Origin of the sequence: Nonomuraea sp. NBC_00507 (assembly GCF_036013525.1) — a bacterium.
Lineage (GTDB): Bacteria > Actinomycetota > Actinomycetes > Streptosporangiales > Streptosporangiaceae > Nonomuraea.
Map to the genome: position 1 here is coordinate 12,425,542 of NZ_CP107853.1, position 19,686 is coordinate 12,445,227.

The following is a 19,686-nucleotide window of genomic DNA, read 5'->3' on the forward strand; positions in this document are numbered from 1 at the left end:
TCCGAGAGAGAGAAGATTCAGTACCGGTAGTGGTCGGACTTGTAGGGGCCCTCGACGTGGACGCCGATGTAGGAGGCCTGCTCCTTCGTGAGCTCGGTGAGCTTGACGCCGAGGGCGTCAAGGTGCAGGCGGGCGACCTTCTCATCCAGGTGCTTCGGCAGCGTGTAGACCCCGATCGGGTATTCGGAGGTCTTCGTGAACAGCTCGATCTGCGCGATCACCTGGTTGGTGAACGAGTTGGACATGACGAAGCTCGGGTGCCCGGTCGCGCAGCCCAGGTTCATGAGCCGCCCCTCGGCGAGCACGATGATCGAGTGCCCGTCGGCGAAGACCCACTCGTCGACCTGGGGCTTGATGTTGTTCCTGACGATGCCCGGCAGCTTGGCGAGGCCCGCCATGTCGATCTCGTTGTCGAAGTGGCCGATGTTGGACACGATCGCCTGGTGCTTCATCTTCGCCATGTGCTCGGCGGTGATGATGTTGAAGTTGCCGGTGGCGGTGACGAAGATGTCGGCGATGCCGACGACCTCGTCCAGCGTCGTCACCTGGAAACCGTCCATGGCCGCCTGGAGCGCGCAGATGGGGTCGATCTCGGTGACGATGACCCGGGCGCCCTGGCCGCGCAGCGCGTCGGCGCAGCCCTTGCCGACGTCGCCGTAGCCGCAGACCACGGCCACCTTGCCGCCGATCAGCACGTCGGTCGCCCGGTTCAGGCCGTCGATGACGGAGTGGCGGCAGCCGTACTTGTTGTCGAACTTGGACTTGGTGACCGAGTCGTTGACGTTGATCGCCGGGAACAGCAGCTGGCCGTTCTTGTGCATCTCGTAGAGCCGGTGCACGCCGGTCGTGGTCTCCTCGGTGACGCCCTTGATGCTCTCGGCGATCCGCGTCCACCTCTTGTCCGAACCGACCGTGCGGGTGAGCAGGTCGATGATGACGTGCCACTCCTCCGGGTCGTCGGCGGTGGCGGGCGGCACGGCGCCGGCCTTCTCGTATTCGGCGCCCTTGTGAACGAGGAGCGTGGCGTCGCCGCCGTCGTCCAGGATCATGTTGGGGGCGTCACCGTTGGGCCAGGTGAGCGCCTGCTCGGTGCACCACCAGTATTCCTCCAGCGTCTCGCCCTTCCAGGCGAACACCGGCACACCCTGCGGGTTGTCCACGGTGCCGTTGGGTCCGACGACCACCGCGGCGGCGGCGTGGTCCTGCGTGGAGAAGATGTTGCAGCTGACCCAGCGGACCTCGGCGCCCAGCGCCACCAGTGTCTCGATGAGGACGGCCGTCTGGATCGTCATGTGCAGGGAGCCCATGATCTTCGCACCGCGAAGGGGCTGGGAGGCCGCGTATTCCTTGCGGACCGACATGAGGCCGGGCATCTCGTGCTCGGCGAGCCGGATCTCCTTGCGGCCGAACTCGGCAAGTGAAAGGTCGGCGACCTTGAAGTCCATCGGGTGTCCCCTCGCGCTGACGGTGATTCTCGGGGACGAGTCTAGGCCCCGCATGACCGGGATCGCATTCCCAGCACGCTGAAACTGACGTAAGAATGTAAGAATGCGCATCACGGAAGCAGCCAAGCGGCTCGGCATGTCCCCACGAATGCTTCGATACCGGGAGTCTCTCGGGCTGCTGCCGCCGGTGCGGGAGCAGGGGGCGCACCGGCGGTTCGGCCCCGATGAGCTGGCCGCCGTGGCTCAGGGGGTAGAGCTGGAGAAGCGGTTCGACGTGTCGCCGGCCGAGCTGGCGTTCGCGCTGCGGGTGCTGAGCGAGCCGACGGTGGCGGCCGCCGTACGCGACCTGGGGGTGCGGATCGGCCGCATCCAGGTGCCCCGCAGGGCCCTCGACTTCGAGAAGGAGAAGGCCCTGCGGCTCCTCAGGCGGTGAACGTCATGAGGTCGTCTCGGCGGCCGTGGCGCGCTCGCGGTCCAGGTCCGGCTCCAGGTAGATGACCCGGGCGATCGGCACCGCCTCGCGGATGCGGCGCTCGGCCTCGTCGATGCCGCGCGCCACCTCCGAGGCCGTCTCGTCGTGCGACACGGCGATCTTGGCGCCCACGAGGAGCTCCTCCGGCCCGAGGTGCAGCGTCCGCATGTGGATGATCCTTTCCACCTCCGGCGCGCTCTCCAGCGCCTGGCGGATCTGATCCTCCATCTCCAGCGAGGCGCCCTCACCGACCAGCAGCGACTTGGTCTCGATGGCCAGCACGACCGCGATGACCGCGAGCAGCACGCCGATCATCAGGGTGCCGACGCCGTCCCAGACGCCGTTACCCGTGACGACCGCCATCGTCACGCCGAACAGCGCGAAGATCAGGCCGAACAGCGCGCCCAGGTCCTCCAGCAGGATGACGGGCAGCTCCGGCGCCTTGGAGCGGCGGATGAACGCCCACCACGACTGCTTGCCGCGCACGGCGTTGGACTCCTGGATCGCCGTACGGAACGAGAACGTCTCCGCGATGATCGCGAAGATCAGCACTCCGAACGCCCAGATCGGCGAATCCACCTTGTGCGGATCCTGGATCTTGTGCACGCCCTCGTAGAGCGAGAACGCGGCGCCGATCGTGAACAGCACGACGGCCACCACGAAGGCGTAGAAGTAGCGCTCGCGCCCGTAGCCGAACGGGTGCTCCCTGGTGCTGGCCCGCTGCGCCCGCTTGCCACCAACCAGCAGCAGCACCTGGTTGCCCGAGTCGGCCACGGAGTGAATGCCCTCGGCCAGCATCGACGAGGAACCGGTGAAGGCCGCGGCCACAAACTTCCCCACGGCGATGGCCAAGTTGGCGGCCAATGCCGCCACGATCGCTTTAGTTCCGCCGCTCGCGCTCACGGGTCTTCTCCACTCATAAAGATCACGTATTAAGGCCTGGAAAAGGATCCTATTGCGAAATTCTGGCCTTCAGCTCAGTGATCGCTGACACAGGGGTCGGATCCACTCCATATCCCAGCGCCAGGTACGTGCTGGCGTAGTCGCCCAGGGCGATCAGCGAGGCGATCCGCTCCAGCGGATGCACCCCCTCGGCCGTGAGCTCGGTGACCCTGACGTCGCGGTCGCGCGCCAGCCGCAGCACCGCCTCGCGCCGCCGCGCCACCTGGGGGTGCTCTTCGACGTCACGCATGACCACGAGCCGGAGCGTGAGTCCGGCGGTGTCGGCGAAGATGTCGTGCTCGGCCATCGGCCCGTCGAGGGCGGCCACCTGGTTGTGGCCGGCCTCGGGCAGTTCTCCGTAAACAGCGGGATATTTCGCGTTCGTGTTGAGCTGGCAGGCCAGCCGGTACGCGGCCACGGCCGCCACCGGCGACGACCCCCAGATCATCGGGACGCTCTCGGCCAGGTCCATGGCGAGCGACTTGCCGGGGTTGATGAACGACTCGCTGGACGGCCGGCACCGGTGCGCCATGTCCTCCAGGGCCTTGGCCACCCGCTCGAACAGGTCCGCCTCCGCCGGCACGAGCCGCAGCTCGGCGGCGGCCACGATCAGGGGAATGGTCAGGAGCCAGACGTTCGCCCTGGACTGCCCGTCGACCGGGACCGCCACGTAGACGGCCGATCCCTGCACGGCGATGGCCTCCAACGGGGAACCCGAGGGTCCGACGCCGAGCAGCGTAGAGCCGCGGCGCACGGCCTGGGTGGCGACGGACAGCGTCTCCTCGGTGTCGCCCGAGCCGGAGACGGCGATGACCAGGTCGGTGGCGCCGACCCAGCCGGGGAGCTGATAGGAACGCAAGGTCACGATGGGCAGCGGCACGCCGTTGCCGGCCACCGCCGCCAGGATGTCGCCCGCGATGCCGGAGCCGCCCATGCCCGCGACCACGATGGCGCGCGGCCGCCCGTGGGCGGCCAACCGGTCGAGGCGGGCCTCGACGGCCGCACGGTGGCCGGTGCGTATGTGAGCCGCGGATGAGGCGACCGCGGGCAACATCCCGCCAGGGTCGCCTTCACTGAGGTGAGCCTGGTCGTCGAGCCGGCCGGGCTCCCAGGTCACGGTTTCCTGGCCTCGTCGACGAGCAGGACGGGGATGTCATCCCGGACCGGATAGATCAGGCCGCAGCCCGTGCAGGCCAGCTCCTCGGCCTCGCTGTCGGCACGCAGGGGCGCCTTGCACGCCGGACAGGCCAGGATCTCCAGCAGCCAGTCGTCGATCTTCACTCTTTCACCAATCTCGCTTTCACTCGTTAGCTCGACCGTAACATCACGGTGTCACCGGTCAGGCGGATCGAGTCCGACGAATGATGGTCTGTATGTGGTGGAACACCGCTTGACTCGCACCACAGTGCGTGAAGTTGCGCTCGGCCTGCGTCACGGCGCTGGAATAGTCGATCGGCGTCCCGTCGAACGCCGTCCAACGGCCCCCGCCTCCTCCACGATGATCTGCGGCGCGACATTGTCCCAGATCTTGGAGGTCTGGTTCAAGAACGCACCGTAGCGCCCTCTCGCCACCATCACGATGCCCGCGCGACCTCGGGGTGCGCCGGATCCGCGTCAATGCCGTAACAGAGCATTCGACCGGCGACGCCACCGTTGCCGGCGACGTGGATGGGCGCCCCGTTGCAGGTCGCTCCCTCGCCCTTCTGAGCGCTGTAGATCTCGCCAAAGGCGGGCAACGCGATGCCACCGGCGATGGGCGTCGCGTCCTCCAGCACCATGATCCCGTAGTGCGGCAGTCCGGCCGCGAAATTGCTCGTGCCGTCGATCGGGTCGATGACCCACGTATAGCGCAGCAGCAGCTTCCCTATCGCGGTGTCCGCTTCGGTGAGGACCTGATGCGGGTCGCTCTCCTTGTATCGCGTGCTCACTTTGCCGAATTTGTCGCGAGCGACGGCTGACGCCACGTCGAGCACCTGCTCGATGAATTGTCTGTACATTTATTCCACGCCCCAGCGTACCGTGACGGACTTTGGGAGATTTCGGGGCTCGTCGATCTCCCGGTTCAAATGAAGGGCGTGATATGGCAGAGGCTGGTAGTCGGAGAAGCTCAGAAGGTCGGCTTCGTCGAGGTCATCGGGTCCGAATCCGATGATTTCCCCTCCGCGGGCGGCGACCTCGCTGACATTCGCCAAGGTCGCCGTGAAGAGATCACGGTTGGCATGTGGCGAAGGTATGAGGGCAACGGTCACGGCCCCGGGCGCTATGAGCGAAATCGTGCCATGCTTAAAGAATCCAGTGGGCCCACGGTGCGATCAATGTAACCTGCCTTCGCTGGTTCATCGAGCCTCGATGCCGAGGAAGCTCTCGACGAATTCCGCCGTCTGCTCCCAGCCCTCTACCGCGACGCACTCCACGCCCATCGCCTTGACGGGATAGTCATTGCCGCCCTCGTCGAGACGATCACCGACAAACAGCACGTCATCAATTCCGAGGCCAGTAGCCTCGAGCAAACGGCCGATGCCATACGCCTTGTCGACACCCTTTCGCGTGATGTCGACCGACGTCGAGCCACCACTGCGAACCTCGAGACCAGGCAGGCGTTCCGCGACATGCGCGCACAATCTGCGCCGCTTGGAGCCGTCGGGATCCCAGGCATATTTCGAGCTGGGCGGGGCCTGCTGGCCCAGGGCAGAGAAGGTGATCTGACTGCCTCGGTCCTCGATGATCTCCCCCCAGGGATCATCAGCCCACAGATCGAGCTCCTTGGCGCTCTGTGTGAGCACCTGGATGATCTCAGCCTTCTCGGCGTCACTGAAGTCTTCGGCATAGACGAGGCGCCACTCGTCCTTCTCCCAACGGTAGTAGCGCGTCCCGCACGTCGGCATGAGATGCAGCCTGGCGCGATGCCGGTCGCCGACCGGCAGATGCCTCAGCACCTGGTTCTGAAACTGGCTGAACTGGCCGCCGGAGATAACGCAGACATCCACCACATCGAGCAGACGGGCCAGGAGCTCCGCCATTCGATCATCAATCTGGGACTTGGACACCGCCAAGGTGTCATCCAGATCGAAAGCGAGTAGGGAGAATTGGCGGTTAATCGGAACTCCTACGAAATCGACCGCGGGCACGTGCCTCGACTCTACCGGCGCAGGCAGGCGACGCGCTTCATCGATCCCGGTTCGGATTGGCCGAGCGCAGGATCCGAAGATGGCCGCGTCGTCCGACCTCGACGGCGTCGCCGACGGGCTCAGCACCAGCCCGTGCCGGCCTGGCGGCCTCCCTGACCGCGTTGGCCAGCGCCTCGAGATCGTCGGAGCTGGGCGAGGCGCCGTCCGTCGGCAGCCGCACCACCTCCCAACCGCGGGGAGCGGTCAGCCGCTCGGCGTGTTCGGCGCACAGGTCGTAACAGTGTGGCTCCGCGTACGTCGCCAGGGGGCCGAGAACCGCGGTCGAGTCGGCGTATACGTACGTGAGCGTGAAGACGGCAGGCTGGCTGCAAGCGGTGCGGGAACAGCGGCGGACGGGGCTCACGGAGGGACCGTATCTGGTAAGCGTGCGAGGCGCCACTACCTGAGCGCTCTTAACGAGCGTGTCGCCACAATTCGGACACCTGTCGCAGCCTTTCCACCTACATGCCCCGATGACACCACCGCCCACCACCTGGCCGTATCCCGAGACCACCGCAATTGTCCCCCACAAAAGGATCACTTAACGGTCACCCTCACACCAGCACCACCACGCGGCCCCACTGCCCGGCGCAACGATCAGATGACGATCACCCACCGAAACGGCGCCGCCACCCTGAGAACGGGAGCGGCCTCCCCTTAGACTTGCCCCTGTGACTCCGAAGCGCGGTCCCAGACGGCGCGATCGCCACGGTCGCGGCCTCCGCGGCCCGCTCGCCCCCTCCCACGTTCCCATGGCCAAGTCCCGCAGCGAACGCTTCGACGACCTCGTCCTCGACGCCGTCGACCGCCTCCGCCCCCGCTGGGAGCGGCAACTGTCGGCCGTGGAGTTCGCCGTGGAGGAAGTGCCGCCGCTGAGCGAGCTGGACGACGGACCGCGCCTGACCTCGGACCCGATCCCGTTCGGCCGCGCCGACGCGGCCACCGGCCAGAGCCCGGCATCGGTGGTGGTCTACAGGCGACCTTTGGAGGCCCGGGCAAGGGACCGCGACATGCTGGGCGCCATGGTCCACGACACGGTGGTGGAACAAGTGGCCGTCCTGCTCGGCCTCTCCCCCGAAACCGTCGACCCCGGATATGACGACCGCCGCTGAACGGGCATCGAAGGGCATCCGCAGACTCGATGACACCACTTCAGTCCCTCGATCAACGGCTTGTACTGCTCACATGCCCAATTCTTGGCCCAGCGCAGCAATATGGACGTGAGACGTTCAGCATGTCCGGCTGCACACGCTTGGCCTGGACGTCTGCCACCACGTCACCTCCTCTTCGCAGTATCCGCAACAAACGCAACAAACGCAGGTCGCTTCACAGACACAGCGATGAGTTCTGCCGGCTCAACAAGTCCAACCCTGCGAGCCGAACGACAGGAGGCCCGACATGGGCGAGCGAGTCAGCACCGCGATCACCGGCATCAGGACTGTAGCCATCCCCGTCACCGACCAGGACCGCGCCGTCGAGTTCTACGTGAGCACCCTGGGTCTGGACAAGCTCCTGGACGCCCCGATCGAGCAGCTTCGCGGGCGGTGGATCGAGGTGGCGCCTTCAGGATCGACGACCTCGATAGCGCTCGTTCCCGCGTCCCCAGAGGCCCCGACCGGCGTCGAGACCGGCATCCGCCTCACGACCGCGGACGCCGCATCCCTGCACCATGAGCTTGTGAAGCGCGGGGTCGACGTGGACGAGTTGCTGCTCTGGGAAGGCGTCCCGCCGATGTTCACCTTCCGCGACCCGGACGGCAACGGTCTCGTGATCGTCGAATAGCGAAAGGGGCTTCGCCAGGGCGAGCAATCTCGACAAGGAGTTCACCGCGACACTGCTGAAGAGCCCGAGCCAGGGGGCTGGACGTACGTCGTGATGCCGGTGGCCCGGATAGCCATGAAAACAACTTGCAGCGCGGGCACGGCAGAGAAAAGATTTCTGCATGATCCGGGTCGATGGGTTAACCAAGGTCTTCCGCCGGCCACGCACCTTCTCCGGACCCTTCGGAGCTTTTCGCACGCTCGTCACCCGCCAATACGAGGAGACCACAGCCGTCGACGATGTCAGCTTCGAGATCGAAGAGGGCGAGGTCGTCGGTTACCTGGGGCCCAACGGCGCCGGCAAGTCCACCACCATCAAGATCCTCACCGGGATCCTCACGCCGACGAAGGGCACCGTGGAGGTCAACGGCCTGGTGCCGTGGCGTGACCGCTCGGCCAACGCGCGCCACGTCGGCGTCGTCTTCGGCCAGCGCAGTCAACTGTGGTGGGACCTGCCGCTGATCGAGTCGTTACGCCTGGTGGGCTCGCTCTATGACGTTCCCGCTCCGCGCTTCGAGACGTCGCTGAAGAAGCTGCGCGACCTGCTGGGGCTGGACGACTTCCTCGACACTCCGGTCCGCCAGCTCAGCCTCGGCCAGCGGATGCGCGGCGACCTGGCGGCGGCCGTGCTGTATGAACCTCCGCTCCTCTATCTCGACGAACCGACCGTCGGGCTGGACGTGCTGGCCAAGGAGGCGGTCCGCGACTTCATCGTCGAGACCAACCGCGTCGGGCGGACCACCGTCATCCTGACCACGCATGATCTGGCCGACGTCGAGGCGCTGTGCAAGCGGATCATCCTCATCGACCACGGCCGGGTGCTCTTCGACGGCACCATCGACGCGCTGGTGAACCAGCCCAGGCGGCTGGTGGTCCTGCTGGAGTCCGAGCCGGAGCAGGTGCGCGGCGTGTCCCGGGACGCCGACGGCCGCTACGTCTTCGACATCCACGACGACCTGCCAGGCCTGATCGCCTCGATCGCCGCCGAGCAGACCATCCGCGACATGTCGATCGAGGAGCCTGACCTGGAGAGCGTGATCAAGGGGATCTACACCCGATGACCCGCATCGGCTTCCGCCTGGCCCTGGCCTACCGCAGCAACATCATCATGACCTGTGTGGCACTCGTCGCCCAGGTGTTCCTGTTGCGCATGATCTGGACGTCGGTGTACGGCTCGCGCCCCGCGGCCGCCGGCCTCACGCTGGAGGCGCTGCTGGCTTACCTGACCTTGGCCAACTTGCAGGCCTTCGCCACCCACACCGTCGTCTCCAGCACCATCCACCACCGCATCCGTACCGGCATGGTCTTCTTCGACCTGGCCCGGCCGATCGGCTACCTGCGGCAGATGGCCGCCTTCCAGATCGGGAACACCCTGGGCGGGCTGCTGATGCTCGCGCCGGTCATCCCGGTGGTCCTGCTGGTCGGCTCGATCACCGTGCCGGTCAACGGTCCCGGCTATGTGATCACGCTCGTGCTCGGGTACGTGATCGCCGTGCAGCTGGCGCTGCTGATCAGTCTGATCGGCTTCTGGACCATGGAGATCGGCGCCATCTCGCTGCTCTACCGGCTCGTCAGCCAGTTCTTCGCCGGGACGATGGTGCCGCTCGCCTTCTTCCCCGGCGTCCTCGGCGAGGTGGCCGAGATCCTGCCTTTCAAGTACATGGGGTACGTGCCCGCGGCGGTCTACGTCGGGCACATTTCCGATATCGCAGGTCCTGTTGTGGTTGAGCTCGCCTGGATCACAGGGCTGGGGGCCGTACTCGTCCTGACCTGGTCCCGCGCCCATCGAAGGGTGGTGATCCAGGGTGGCTGAGGTCCTCCGCGCCCTACGCCTGTACGTGCTCCTCCAGCGCGCCTCGGCCCGCGGCGCCATGCAATATCGCCTCAACACCGTGATCGGCATCATCAGCGGCGCCATCTGGCAGGGCACCGGGTTCGCCTTCATCTGGGTGGTGATGCACACCTTCCCGTCGCTGGCGGGCTGGGGACTTGCGGAGATCGCCTTCCTGTACGGCCTGCGCCTGACCGCCCACGCCCTGGCGATGATCCCCCTGATCAGCGTGAACGACATCCACTCGGTGGTACGCAACGGTGAGTTCGACCGCTTCCTCCTCCGACCGCTCAATCCCCTCGTCCAGCTCATGGGCAACCGAATGGGCATCAGCCAGATCGGCGACCTGCTCGTGGGCGTCACGCTCCTCGCCGTCGCCGCCCAGAACGCACATGTCCAGTGGAACGCCTGGCTGATCGCCTTCTGCTTCGTGGCGATCGTCGGCGGCGCCCTCATCGAGGCCGCTTTCTTCGTCGCCCTCTGCTCGCTGTCGCTGCGCATGATCGACACATTCGCCCTGCGTGTCTTCGTCGACGACATCTTCAGCAAGTTCGGCTCGTACCCGATGAAGATCTTCGGTAGCACGGTCGAGTGGCTGCTCACCTTCGTGTTGCCGGTCGCCTTCGTGGCGTACGTACCCTCGGGCGTCGTGCTGGGCAAGCTCGACAATCCCTGGGCCCTGGCGGCCCCTCTGCTGGGTGTGCTCCTGGTCGCGCTGGCCTACCTCATCTGGCGGCGTCAGCTCGACCACTATCAGAGCGTCGGCCACTGACCTCGGCGAAGAGCGCTGGAGGCAGGGTCATCGGCGCCGAAGAGCTACGGCTGGACCACGTGAGGCGTGTCGGTGAGAGGAGGGAGCAAGGTCCACCTGCGGGCCTGCGCCAGGGGCTGGGCCGTGATCAGCAGGCCGGTCTTGAGGCGCTCCTCCACCACTCTCCCGCCGTACACCTCCCCAGACACGGGTGTGACGACGACCGCGAAGTCGCCCTTGGCCTTCAGCGGGACGTTTCGCGTCCGCGCCGCCGGGACCTCCACGTCGAACGGTGGCTCCGCCTCTCCCTTCCCCGGCACGATTTGTACCCGTACCTTGCCGGGCCGTCCACCCAGTGCTGTGAGGATCAGGCGGGAGCCGGTGCCGTTGCGGGCCACCGCGCTGCCCAGGTCCAGCGAGGGTGTGCCGGCGGTGAAGGCGATGTCCGAGCGGCCGCCGGTGCCGGTCATCACCAGGCCGGCCACGATCGGGGTTTCCGAGGTGAGGACGAGGGCCGCCGAGGAGCCACCCACGCCGGTGGTCACGTCCACTGAGACGACGCTTCCCGCCGGTACGTCCACCGTCTCGCGGCCCCTCATGGCGTACTCGGCGTCCTCGCTCACCGCCCTCACCCGCACGAGCGCGTCGGTGTCGCCGGGGGCGGCGACGAGGAGCTCGCGGCGGCCGCCGCCGCCCGGAATCCCGGGGACGACGACGCGCGTCGCGGGTGGCGCGGCGGCCGGGAGCCAGTCGACGCCTCCGGTCTCGAGCGTGGTGCGGGCGCCGACGGCGACGCGGCCGAAGATGGTGGTGACGCTCACGGCCATGATGTCGGCCGACGGGGCGAGCGTCCTCATGTCGATTTCGCGGTGCTCGCCGGGCGCGACCTCCAGGCCGATCCCCTTGTCGCCGGAGATCAGGCCCTCGGCCGCGTGGACCTGTACGTCGGCCAGCGCCGGCGCCTTGTCCGCGTTCGTGAGGTGCAGGATCACGCCGGCGTTCGCCGGTCCGGGGCCGAGCAGCCAGGTCACGGGGGCGGGCTCGGTGCAGCGTACGCCGGCCAGGCCGCGTGCGGCGCCCCGGGTGACGCGGGTGGTGTAGCCGGCCTCCAGCGCTGCGGGGCCCTTCGTCACGTACGGCTTGCCGTCCGCCATCGTCTCGTGGGACAGGCCGCCGGGCAGGTACACGCCGACCTTCTCCCCCTTCGTGCCGGGACATACGGCGGTGACCGACTCAACCGCCACCTTCCGGGGTGCAACCTGCCCAGGAGCGGCGGGGGCGGCCGGTCGGGTGACGTACGCCACGCCGTACAGGGCCACCAAGGCCACGACCACCAGCGCCGGCAGGCCGAACCTGTTCTCGACGAAGGACTTCATGACGCCCCCACCAGGACCGCACCGGGTGCAGGCTCCACGGCCTCCTGCCGGCTCTCACGCCGCCCCGGCGCGGCCAGCACGGCGAACACCAGCACCATCGCGGCCTGCGTCCACAACCACGGCTTGTGCAGGGCGCTCTCGGGCTGCGCGGGCACGCGGGTGACCGGTTCGACGACGCGCCACAGGCCGCCGGCCTCCGACAGGCTCATGCGCTGCAGCGCAGGCTGGGAGTCGAGCGTCCTGCTCAGCTGCGGCGCGACCGGCGGCGCCACGGCGACCATCGCGATGCCGTGCTGCGCCAGCGTGGCCGCGTCGCCGCCGCGCCCGCCGGCCAGCCCTTGGGCGGCGGTGGAAACGCGGGTGCGGGCCTCGGACGCGACGGGCAGCTCCGCTTCGCCGAGCAGCGGGGTACGCCCGTGCAGCACGGTGAACTCCGACCCCTTGATCACCAATGTGCGTTCCCCCTGGACGGTCTTGGAGGCGGCCAGGGCGGGCAGCACGTCGGGCGCGTCCCCGGCGAGCGGACCGCGGACCCCGGTGGCCACCCAGTAGCCGGCGGCCAGCAGCGGCGTGCTGAAGGCCACGCCCACCATCACCGTCGCCCCCAGCCGCCGCAGGCCGCCCCCGGCGCGCAGCCCGGCCAGGCGGTGTGCGGTCAGGCCCACGAGGACGACCAGCCCCATCCCCGCGAACGCCAGCGGTACCCCAGGCCACACCCGTGTGCCCTCGACAGAGAACCGGGTGACCAGGATCGCGGCGAGCATCCCGTACAGGGCGACGCCCCAGCCGACGGCGACGATCATACGCCGGCGGCGCAAGAGCAGCGCGGACAGAGCCGTCGCCAGCAGCCCCGCCGTCACCCAGAACGGCGGCAGCCCCGGCCCGCCAGGGGCCAACGCCAGCAACGACTCGGGGGCCGGTGCGGCGTCCACCAGCGCGGGATCGTGCAGCCCGGCCTCCAGCAGGAGCCTTCCTGGGTCGCTCACCAGAGTCGCGAGCCACGGGAACAGCAGCGCCACCGGGACGAGCAACGCGATGGCCATGGACACCGCGACACCATCCCGCCGCCCCAGGCCAGGTGCGCGGCCATCCCGGCCCACGCCGCCGGCGCCGGCCCGCCGGCCCGCACGGCTCCGCCGCGTCGCACCACGCCGTCGTCCCGCCGCCAAGGACAGTCCGCCCAGCACCGCCACCATCGGGTACACCAGCGGCACGAACGCCGTCCCCACCCCCAGCAGCAGCCCCAGCGCCCAGGCGGCGCGGCGGGCGGGACGGCGTTCGGCGGACAGGAGGGTCGTGGCGAGCGAGGCGTAGACCGGCAGCAGCACGAACACCACCGCCGTGCCCAGCCGTCCCGCCGCGATCGCGCCGGTCGCGACGGGCAGCAGCGCGTACGTCCCCGCCGCCCACGCCCGCGCGGGCACCGAGGGGATGAAGTGCCGCGTGGCCAGGTACGCGGTGGCGCCCGCCAGCGGCACCGAGCCGAGCAGCAGCACCGACACGGCCAGCCACGTCTTGCCGAACGCGAGCGTGGACACAGCGGCCACGACCGCGACGTACGGCGGCGCCCAGGCGTCCGAGCCGAGCCCGATGTCGTGGAATCCTTCGGTGTAGAACGCCCAGAGGTCGCCGGCGCCGCCGATCACGGGCACCAGCGCGCCCCCGCCGAGCCGGTCGCCGCCGAGCAGCGACCGCTCGGCGACCAGCGAGATCGCGGTCAGCGCGAGCATGAGGACGACGCCTGGGCGGGCCAGGAACCGTTTGACCGCGCCGGTGTCCGGCGGCGGGAGCACCTCGTCCTCCTCCGCGGACACGTGGTGGTGGCGGCCGGCCGAGTCGACAGGGGCCTCGCCGGCGAGGAAGCTCTGCGCCATGTCGATCAGCCGCTGGTAGGCCGCACCCGGAGGAGTCATCAACCGCTTGATGCGGACATATCCCTTCTTGCGGCCGTGGCGGCGGGCGCGCCGCGCCCTGAGCAGCCGGAACGGGTGCACCAGGATCGACCCCATGGCCACCATCTCGTCCAGCGCGTTCGCGGGCTGTTTGCTGACGAGGAACAACAGCGTGCGGAAGGCCGAGCCGAGCACGTTCCGTAGCAATGCCCACACCATGGCGCGAAAGGGCAGGTTCGCCATGACCACGAAGATCGCGTTTCGCCTGTCGAGCCGGCGCGGATGGTCGCCGCTGACCGTGATGCGCCGTCGCCTGCGTGCCGCCGCCTCGGCATGCCAGGCCACGGCCGAGGTCACGACCAGGACCTTGTGCCCAGCGTTGCGCACCCGCCAGCACAGGTCGAGGTCGTCGCGGAACAGCGGGAAGAACGGGTCCAGCCCGCCGATCTCCTCCCACACCTCGCGGCGGATCAGCATCCCGGCCGTCGACACCGACAGCACGTCGCGCGTGCCATCGTGCTGGCCCTGGTCGAACTCGCGCGGCTCCAGCCCCGTGTCCCTGCGCCCGGTACGTCCCACCGTCACGCCGATTTCGAGCAGCCGTCTCTGGTCGAGCCAGTCACGCAGCTTCGGTCCGAGCACGGCCGCCTTGGGATCGTGGCCGGCCGCGGTGAGCAGGGCTTCCAACGCACGCCTGTCGGGGGCGCAGTCGTCGTGAAGCAGCCAGATCCACTCGTCGGGCCCGCGCGAGGGCAGCCTCTCGAGCGCCTCGGCGACGGACTCGGCGAAGGCGGTCGAGCGCGGCAGGGAGATGACGTTGCCGCTGCCGAGCGTCTGGGCGAGCAGGTCGGCCGAGCCGTCCCTGCTGCCGTTGTCGACGCCGGCTACGCGATCGGGTCTGCGGCTCTGGCCGGCCAGCGCACGCAGCGTCTCTCCGAGCCAGCGCGCGCCGTCGTGGGCGACGACGATCACAGTGACGTACGGGCGGGACATGGGCGGGTCACTCCTGGGGGGATGATCAGGCGCGCCCACCCTACAGGCGAAATCGGGTCAAAGGGGTGCGAAGAGGGTCACGCGGCAGTGCCGCGTGACCCTCTCTATGACTAAACGGCCTGGCGTTTGATCCGTCTGCGCTCCCGCTCGGACAGCCCACCCCAGATGCCGAACCGCTCATCGTGCTCGAGTGCGTACTCAAGGCACTCGGCACGGACCTCGCACGATCGGCACACCTTTTTGGCCTCTCTGGTGGAGCCGCCCTTCTCCGGGAAGAACGCCTCCGGATCGGTCTGCGCGCACAACGCGCGCTCCTGCCAGCCGAGTTCTTCAGCGTCAAGCTGATCCTGTGCGATGACCGGATCGGTCACTGCACACCTCCCTGCCGCCCGCCCGCAATGGAGCCCCCCATGGACGCCTTCCTTAGTACCCACCCACCGGAAGGCGTAACAACATGGTTGTAATTACACGCGCGTGTCGTAGCTGACGTCAAGCGGCATGCAGGTATCCGGGGAAAGACTAGACCTCGCCCCGGTGTGCATGGCATGTGATGTTCTCGCCCAGCCCACCCCATCCGCGCAATGGTTTCGGTCAGGCTCGTTCAACCTGCCAGCGGTCCGAACCGTATCAGGGCGGGATAGACGCCCGCCCGCGACGCACCCTCTCTCTAGCTGTTCATTGCCGGTCCGTTACCTGCGTGGCTCGTTGGGGGTATATATGGCGGTCGGGTCAATGGGGTCGTCCCCCGGGCGGCCGCCGAGGGGATCTCCCCGGTACGCCGACGGGTCGAGCCGCATCGTCGACTCCCCCTGGTCCTGCCCGCCGGCCGGCGCCTGGTGGGTCGGCTGGTAGGGACGGGGCTCGTATGCGCCCTGCTGGGGTTCGTACGCGCTCTGCTGCTGGGGCGGCTGCTGCGGCTGGCCGAACGGGTCGTACGGCCCTGCCTGGGCGGCGTAGTCCGGCACGCGCAGGTCGGGCGCGGTGCCGGCGGTGGCCGTGTGCTGGTACGTCTCCGCCTGCTGGTAGGCGTCCATGAGCTGCTGGGAGCGCGGGTCCACGGGCGGGTCGGGCTCCTGGTAGGCGTTCGGGGTGGCGTACTCGGAGCCCGAATAGCCGGTGAACGGGGTGCCGCCGTGCTGCGGCTGGTCGAACGCGCTCTGCCCCTTGTACGGCGGCTGGAACGGGACGTTCGGCGAGGTTTCGCCCGTCGGGTAGGAGGGCTGCTCGGCCGGGGTGTCGAAGACGTCCTGCGGCGCGTACGGGCTCTGCTCGTTCGCGGGGGGCGCGTAGGGGTCGTTCGCCGGGGGCGGCGCGTACGGGTTCGGGCTCGGCTGGGCGTAGAGATTCGGCTGGCTGTCGGCCGGGACGTAGGGTGCCGGCTGGTACTCGGCGGCCGGGGTGTTGTACTCCTGGGCCGGCGGGAAGCCCTGGGGCTGCTGCTGGTCGGACGGCGCCGGCGGGAGCGCGGCCCTGACCGGCTGGTATGCCTCCGGCTGCGGCCGGCCGTAAGCGGGCTCGGCGGTCTGGTGGGGCTGGGCCTCGGCGGGCGGCGCGTAGTGCCCGGGCTGACCACCGCCGAAGCTCGGCGGCTGCTGCCCGTATCCAGGCTGCTGCCCCGACGGCGGCTGCTGCCCATAATCGGGCTGCTGGCCGTAGGCGGGCGGCGCCTGCTCGGGCTGGCCGTAGCCAGGTGCCGCCTGCTCCGGCTGACCATAGGCGGGCTGCTGGCCGAAGGCGGGCTGCGCCTGCTCCGGCTGGCCGGAGACGGGCTGCTGGCCGTAGGCGGGCTGCTGCCCGGACATCGGCTGCTGGCCGTACCCGGCGGGAGGCTGTTCCTGCTGACCGAAACCAGGCTGCTGCCCGGACGGGGGTTGGCCCATCTGCGGCTGCTGACCATAGCCGGGCTGCTGACCGTAGTCCGTCTGCCGGCCGTAGTCCGGCTGGTGACCGGAGGGCGGCTGCTGACCGTACCCGGCGGGAGGCTGCTGTCCATAGCCGGGCTGGGGCTGGCCGTAGGCGGCGGCCGGATCCTGCGGGCCACCGGCGAACGGCGGCTGCTGGCCGAACTGGGGGTGGTGGTAGATCTGCGCGGCCGGACGCTCGGGCAGGACCTGCGGGATCAGGTACACGAGCGCGATGGCGGTCAAGGCCAGCTGCGGCACGCCCAAGAGCACGAACTCCACGACGTCACGGGCCCCGTCACCGGCGAACAGCCCGAGCAGGAGCGCCAGCATGCCGAACACCGACGCCAGGAGCAGCCCGACCGCCGCCCCGTACATGATCGGCTTGGCTTTGGGCGACGGCTGGCCGACTTTGGTGACCAACAGGACCGCACCCAGCAACAACGCCACGGCGACCGGACTCGTCACGCTGAAGAAGTTCGAGGCCGCGCGGCCCGTGAAGGTCGAGCTGGACGACGAGCCGATCAGGATGTGACCGATCGCCAGCAGCACGTTCATCAGCCCGGTGACGAGCATGACCCAGGCGGCCGGCTCCTTCAGCCGGGCGACGTCAAGTTTGCTCACAAATACCCCCAACGGACCCTTTAGCCCGAAGGGAGTTTGCCACATCGTCAAGTCACGCGACGGGAGTCCCAGCAACCCCTTTCATCTCAATTAGGCCTACACCAGCAAGTACAGCTCTGAAAGTGGGGAAAACCACTCCCGCGGCAGGCCTGTCAGAGGCCGGTGAAAGACTGGGCCGCATGCACATCGTGTCACTCGCCGGCGGCATCGGCGGCGCCCGTTTCCTGCGCGGTCTACGCGCGACCGAGCCAGAGGCCACGGTCACCGTCATCGGCAACACGGGTGACGACATCACCCTGTTCGGCCTGCGGGTCTGCCCCGACCTCGACACCGTGATGTACACACTTGGCAACGGCATCGACGAGGAGCAGGGCTGGGGCCGGGCCAAGGAGTCCCACGTGGTCAAGGAGGAGCTGGCCGCGTACGGCATGGAGCCCCAATGGTTCGGGCTCGGCGACCGCGACTTCGCCACCCACATCGTCCGCTCCCAGATGCTGGCGGCCGGCTACCCGCTCTCGCAGATCACCGAAGCTTTGTGCGCGCGCTGGCAGCCGGGCGTGCGGCTGCTGCCGATGAGCGACGAGCGCTGCGAGACGCACGTGGTGATCGAGGACGAGCACGGCAAGCGCGCCGTGCACTTCCAGGAGTGGTGGGTACGCCTGCGCGCCTCCGTCCCCGCCCACTCGTTCGCGCTGGTGGGGGTGGACACGGCCAAGCCGGCGCCCGGCGTGCTCGAGGCCATCGAGCAGGCCGACGTGGTCATCCTGCCGCCGTCCAACCCCGTCGTCAGCATCGGCACGATTCTCCAGGTCCCGGGCATCCGCGACGCCCTGACCGCCAAGACCGTGGTCGGCGTGTCGCCGATCATCGGCAGCGCACCGGTGCGGGGCATGGCCGACGCCTGTCTGACGGCCATCGGGGTCGACACGAGCGCTCAGGCCGTCCTGGAGCTCTACGGCTCGGATCTGATCGACGGCTGGCTGGTGGCCGAGGAGGACGAGGGCGTCGCGCTCGACGGCGTGCGGGTCATCGCCCGCCCGCTCCTCATGCACGACGCCGAAGCCGCGTCCGCCATCGCCCGCGCGGCGCTCGACCTGGCCCTGGAGCTCGCCCGATGACCATCGCACCACGTCCGGATCACGCGGGCGCCCCACCCCAGCGCATCGAAGTGATCGCCGTAGCGGGCATCGACGAGGTGCGGCCGGGGGACGACATCGCGGCCCTGCTCGCGGACGCGGGTCTCCAGGACGGCGACATCCTGGTCGTCACCTCCAAGATCGTGAGCAAGGCCGAGGGCCGGATCCGCCGGGCGCCGGACCGGGTCCAGGCCATCGAAGACGAGACCGAGCGCGTGGTCGCCAGGCGCGGCGACACCGTGATCTCCCAGACCCGCCACGGCTTCGTCATGGCCGCCGCCGGAGTGGACGCCTCCAACACCGAGCCGGGCACGGTGCTGCTCCTCCCCGAGGACCCCGACGCCTCGGCCAGGCGCATCAGGGCGGGACTGGCCGCCAGGGTCGGCGTGATCGTCTCCGACACGTTCGGCCGGCCGTGGCGCAACGGGCTCACCGACGTGGCGATCGGGGTGGCGGGCATGCGGCCGCTGGACGACTTCCGCGGCACGTCCGACGGTTACGGCAACCAGCTCAGCGCCACCGTCACGGCACTGGCCGACGAGATCGCGGGCGCGGCCGAGCTGGTCAAGGGCAAGCTCGATGGCGTGCCCGTGGCGATCGTCCGTGGGCTGTCCCACCTGGTCACCGACGACGACGGGCCCGGGGTGCGCCCGCTGGTGCGGGCCGCCGACGACGACCTGTTCCGGTTCGGGTCGCGGGACGTCGTGTTCGCGCGCCGTACGATCAGGGAGTTCTCCGACCGGCCCGTCGACCCCGAGGCGGTGCGCAGGGCGGTGGCGGCGGGCATCGCCGCGCCGGCGCCGCACCACACGACCCCGTGGCGGTTCGTGCTGGTCGAGTCGCCGGAGACGCGGACGAAGCTGCTCGACGCGATGCGCGAGGCGTGGATCGAGGACCTTCGCGGCGACGGGTTCAGCGAGCAGTCGATCGCCAAGCGGATCAGGCGGGGCGACGTACTGCGTCACGCGCCCTACCTGGTGGTGCCGTGCCTGGTGATGGAGGGCTCGCACACCTACCGCGACGCGCGGCGCAACGCCTCCGAACGGGAGATGTTCGTGGTGGCGACCGGCGCCGGGGTGGAAAACTTCCTGATTCAGCTCGCCGTCGAAGGGCTCGGCTCGGCGTGGGTGTCGTCCACGATGTTCTGCCGCCCGATCGTCCGCGCGGTGCTCGACCTGCCGGAGTCGTGGGATCCGATGGGCTGCGTGGCCGTGGGCCACGCGGCGGCCCCACCCCGCGATCGGGCGCCCCGCGATGCTGCGGACTTCATCGTGACGCGCTGACAAGGGGTCAACAGACCATTTACCGTTAGGAAAGTTTCCTTTACATTTGGAGC

The 19,686-nt window shown here is 68.9% G+C and carries 21 protein-coding genes; 8 read left to right on the forward strand and 13 right to left on the reverse strand.

Going from position 1 to position 19,686, the window contains the following annotated elements; translation table 11 throughout:
* Positions 1-17: 17 nt before the first annotated feature.
* Positions 18-1,445 carry an adenosylhomocysteinase gene (gene ahcY, locus OHA25_RS58645; protein ID WP_327585407.1) on the reverse strand — a complete coding sequence of 476 codons (1,428 nt, stop codon included), beginning with the start codon at positions 1,443-1,445 and terminating at the stop codon, positions 18-20.
* 103 nt (positions 1,446-1,548) lie between these two features.
* Here ahcY and OHA25_RS58650 point away from each other — a divergent pair, with 103 nt between their 5' ends.
* Positions 1,549-1,878: a MerR family transcriptional regulator gene (locus tag OHA25_RS58650; RefSeq protein ID WP_305919305.1), complete on the forward strand. Its 330-nt coding sequence runs from the start codon at positions 1,549-1,551 to the stop codon at positions 1,876-1,878.
* Positions 1,879-1,881: 3 nt separating this feature from the next.
* On the opposite strand, the gene OHA25_RS58655 is transcribed toward OHA25_RS58650, so the two are convergent.
* From OHA25_RS58655 to OHA25_RS58685, 8 genes are all read right to left on the reverse strand, one after another.
* The gene (locus OHA25_RS58655) at positions 1,882-2,820 is read right to left on the reverse strand and encodes a cation diffusion facilitator family transporter (protein ID WP_327585408.1); all 939 of its coding nucleotides are present in this window, start codon (positions 2,818-2,820) and stop codon (positions 1,882-1,884) included.
* Positions 2,821-2,869: 49 nt separating this feature from the next.
* Positions 2,870-3,976: an SIS domain-containing protein gene (locus OHA25_RS58660; RefSeq protein ID WP_327585409.1), complete on the reverse strand. Its 1,107-nt coding sequence runs from the start codon at positions 3,974-3,976 to the stop codon at positions 2,870-2,872.
* The gene (locus OHA25_RS58665; protein WP_127939884.1) at positions 3,973-4,140 is read right to left on the reverse strand and encodes a Trm112 family protein; all 168 of its coding nucleotides are present in this window, start codon (positions 4,138-4,140) and stop codon (positions 3,973-3,975) included. The genes OHA25_RS58660 and OHA25_RS58665 overlap by 4 nt, the downstream gene beginning before the upstream one ends.
* A 150-nt stretch (positions 4,141-4,290) precedes the next feature.
* On the reverse strand, positions 4,291-4,434 hold the full coding sequence (locus tag OHA25_RS61755) for an inositol monophosphatase family protein (RefSeq protein WP_442942253.1): 144 nt from the start codon (positions 4,432-4,434) through the stop codon (positions 4,291-4,293).
* Positions 4,434-4,856 carry an inositol monophosphatase family protein gene (locus OHA25_RS58670; protein WP_327585410.1) on the reverse strand — a complete coding sequence of 141 codons (423 nt, stop codon included), beginning with the start codon at positions 4,854-4,856 and terminating at the stop codon, positions 4,434-4,436. The genes OHA25_RS61755 and OHA25_RS58670 overlap by 1 nt, the downstream gene beginning before the upstream one ends.
* Complete coding sequence (locus OHA25_RS58675; protein ID WP_327585411.1) at positions 4,857-5,108, reverse strand: hypothetical protein; 252 nt, start codon at positions 5,106-5,108, stop codon at positions 4,857-4,859.
* An 87-nt stretch (positions 5,109-5,195) separates the two neighbouring features.
* The gene (locus tag OHA25_RS58680; RefSeq protein ID WP_327585412.1) at positions 5,196-5,987 is read right to left on the reverse strand and encodes an HAD-IIB family hydrolase; all 792 of its coding nucleotides are present in this window, start codon (positions 5,985-5,987) and stop codon (positions 5,196-5,198) included.
* Between the two features lie 37 nt (positions 5,988-6,024).
* On the reverse strand, positions 6,025-6,390 hold the full coding sequence (locus OHA25_RS58685) for a DUF3499 domain-containing protein (RefSeq protein WP_305920342.1): 366 nt from the start codon (positions 6,388-6,390) through the stop codon (positions 6,025-6,027).
* Positions 6,391-6,697: 307 nt separating this feature from the next.
* Between OHA25_RS58685 and OHA25_RS58690 the strand changes: the two genes are divergently transcribed.
* The 5 genes from OHA25_RS58690 to OHA25_RS58710 all read left to right on the forward strand — a co-directional run bounded on the left by OHA25_RS58690 (position 6,698) and on the right by OHA25_RS58710 (position 10,449).
* A complete protein-coding gene (locus OHA25_RS58690) occupies positions 6,698-7,138 on the forward strand; it encodes a metallopeptidase family protein (protein WP_442942024.1) in 441 nt (146 codons plus the stop codon).
* A 286-nt stretch (positions 7,139-7,424) separates the two neighbouring features.
* A complete protein-coding gene (locus tag OHA25_RS58695; RefSeq protein WP_327585414.1) occupies positions 7,425-7,808 on the forward strand; it encodes a VOC family protein in 384 nt (127 codons plus the stop codon).
* A gap of 160 nt (positions 7,809-7,968) precedes the next feature.
* Positions 7,969-8,907, forward strand: a complete 939-nt coding sequence (locus tag OHA25_RS58700) for an ABC transporter ATP-binding protein (RefSeq protein WP_327585415.1) — start codon at positions 7,969-7,971, stop codon at positions 8,905-8,907.
* The gene (locus OHA25_RS58705; RefSeq protein WP_327585416.1) at positions 8,904-9,659 is read left to right on the forward strand and encodes an ABC transporter permease; all 756 of its coding nucleotides are present in this window, start codon (positions 8,904-8,906) and stop codon (positions 9,657-9,659) included. The genes OHA25_RS58700 and OHA25_RS58705 overlap by 4 nt, the downstream gene beginning before the upstream one ends.
* Complete coding sequence (locus OHA25_RS58710; protein WP_327585417.1) at positions 9,652-10,449, forward strand: ABC transporter permease; 798 nt, start codon at positions 9,652-9,654, stop codon at positions 10,447-10,449. Before OHA25_RS58705 ends, OHA25_RS58710 begins: the two co-directional genes overlap by 8 nt.
* A 44-nt stretch (positions 10,450-10,493) precedes the next feature.
* Here the strand turns inward: OHA25_RS58710 and OHA25_RS58715 are convergent, their stop codons facing one another.
* The 4 genes from OHA25_RS58715 to OHA25_RS58730 form a co-directional block, all read right to left on the reverse strand.
* Positions 10,494-11,804: a DUF5719 family protein gene (locus OHA25_RS58715; protein ID WP_327585418.1), complete on the reverse strand. Its 1,311-nt coding sequence runs from the start codon at positions 11,802-11,804 to the stop codon at positions 10,494-10,496.
* Positions 11,801-14,689, reverse strand: a complete 2,889-nt coding sequence (locus OHA25_RS58720; RefSeq protein ID WP_327585419.1) for a glycosyltransferase family 2 protein — start codon at positions 14,687-14,689, stop codon at positions 11,801-11,803. The genes OHA25_RS58715 and OHA25_RS58720 overlap by 4 nt, the downstream gene beginning before the upstream one ends.
* A gap of 110 nt (positions 14,690-14,799) precedes the next feature.
* Entirely contained in the window at positions 14,800-15,060 is a 261-nt protein-coding gene (locus OHA25_RS58725; RefSeq protein WP_020546325.1) for a WhiB family transcriptional regulator, read from the reverse strand.
* Between the two features lie 318 nt (positions 15,061-15,378).
* Positions 15,379-17,214 carry a hypothetical protein gene (locus OHA25_RS58730; RefSeq protein WP_327585420.1) on the reverse strand — a complete coding sequence of 612 codons (1,836 nt, stop codon included), beginning with the start codon at positions 17,212-17,214 and terminating at the stop codon, positions 15,379-15,381.
* Positions 17,215-17,393: 179 nt separating this feature from the next.
* On the opposite strand from OHA25_RS58730, the gene cofD reads away from it, so the two are divergent.
* Complete coding sequence (gene cofD, locus OHA25_RS58735) at positions 17,394-18,332, forward strand: 2-phospho-L-lactate transferase (protein ID WP_327585421.1); 939 nt, start codon at positions 17,394-17,396, stop codon at positions 18,330-18,332.
* Positions 18,329-19,633 carry a coenzyme F420-0:L-glutamate ligase gene (locus OHA25_RS58740; RefSeq protein WP_327585422.1) on the forward strand — a complete coding sequence of 435 codons (1,305 nt, stop codon included), beginning with the start codon at positions 18,329-18,331 and terminating at the stop codon, positions 19,631-19,633. The genes cofD and OHA25_RS58740 overlap by 4 nt, the downstream gene beginning before the upstream one ends.
* Positions 19,634-19,686: the final 53 nt, after the last annotated feature.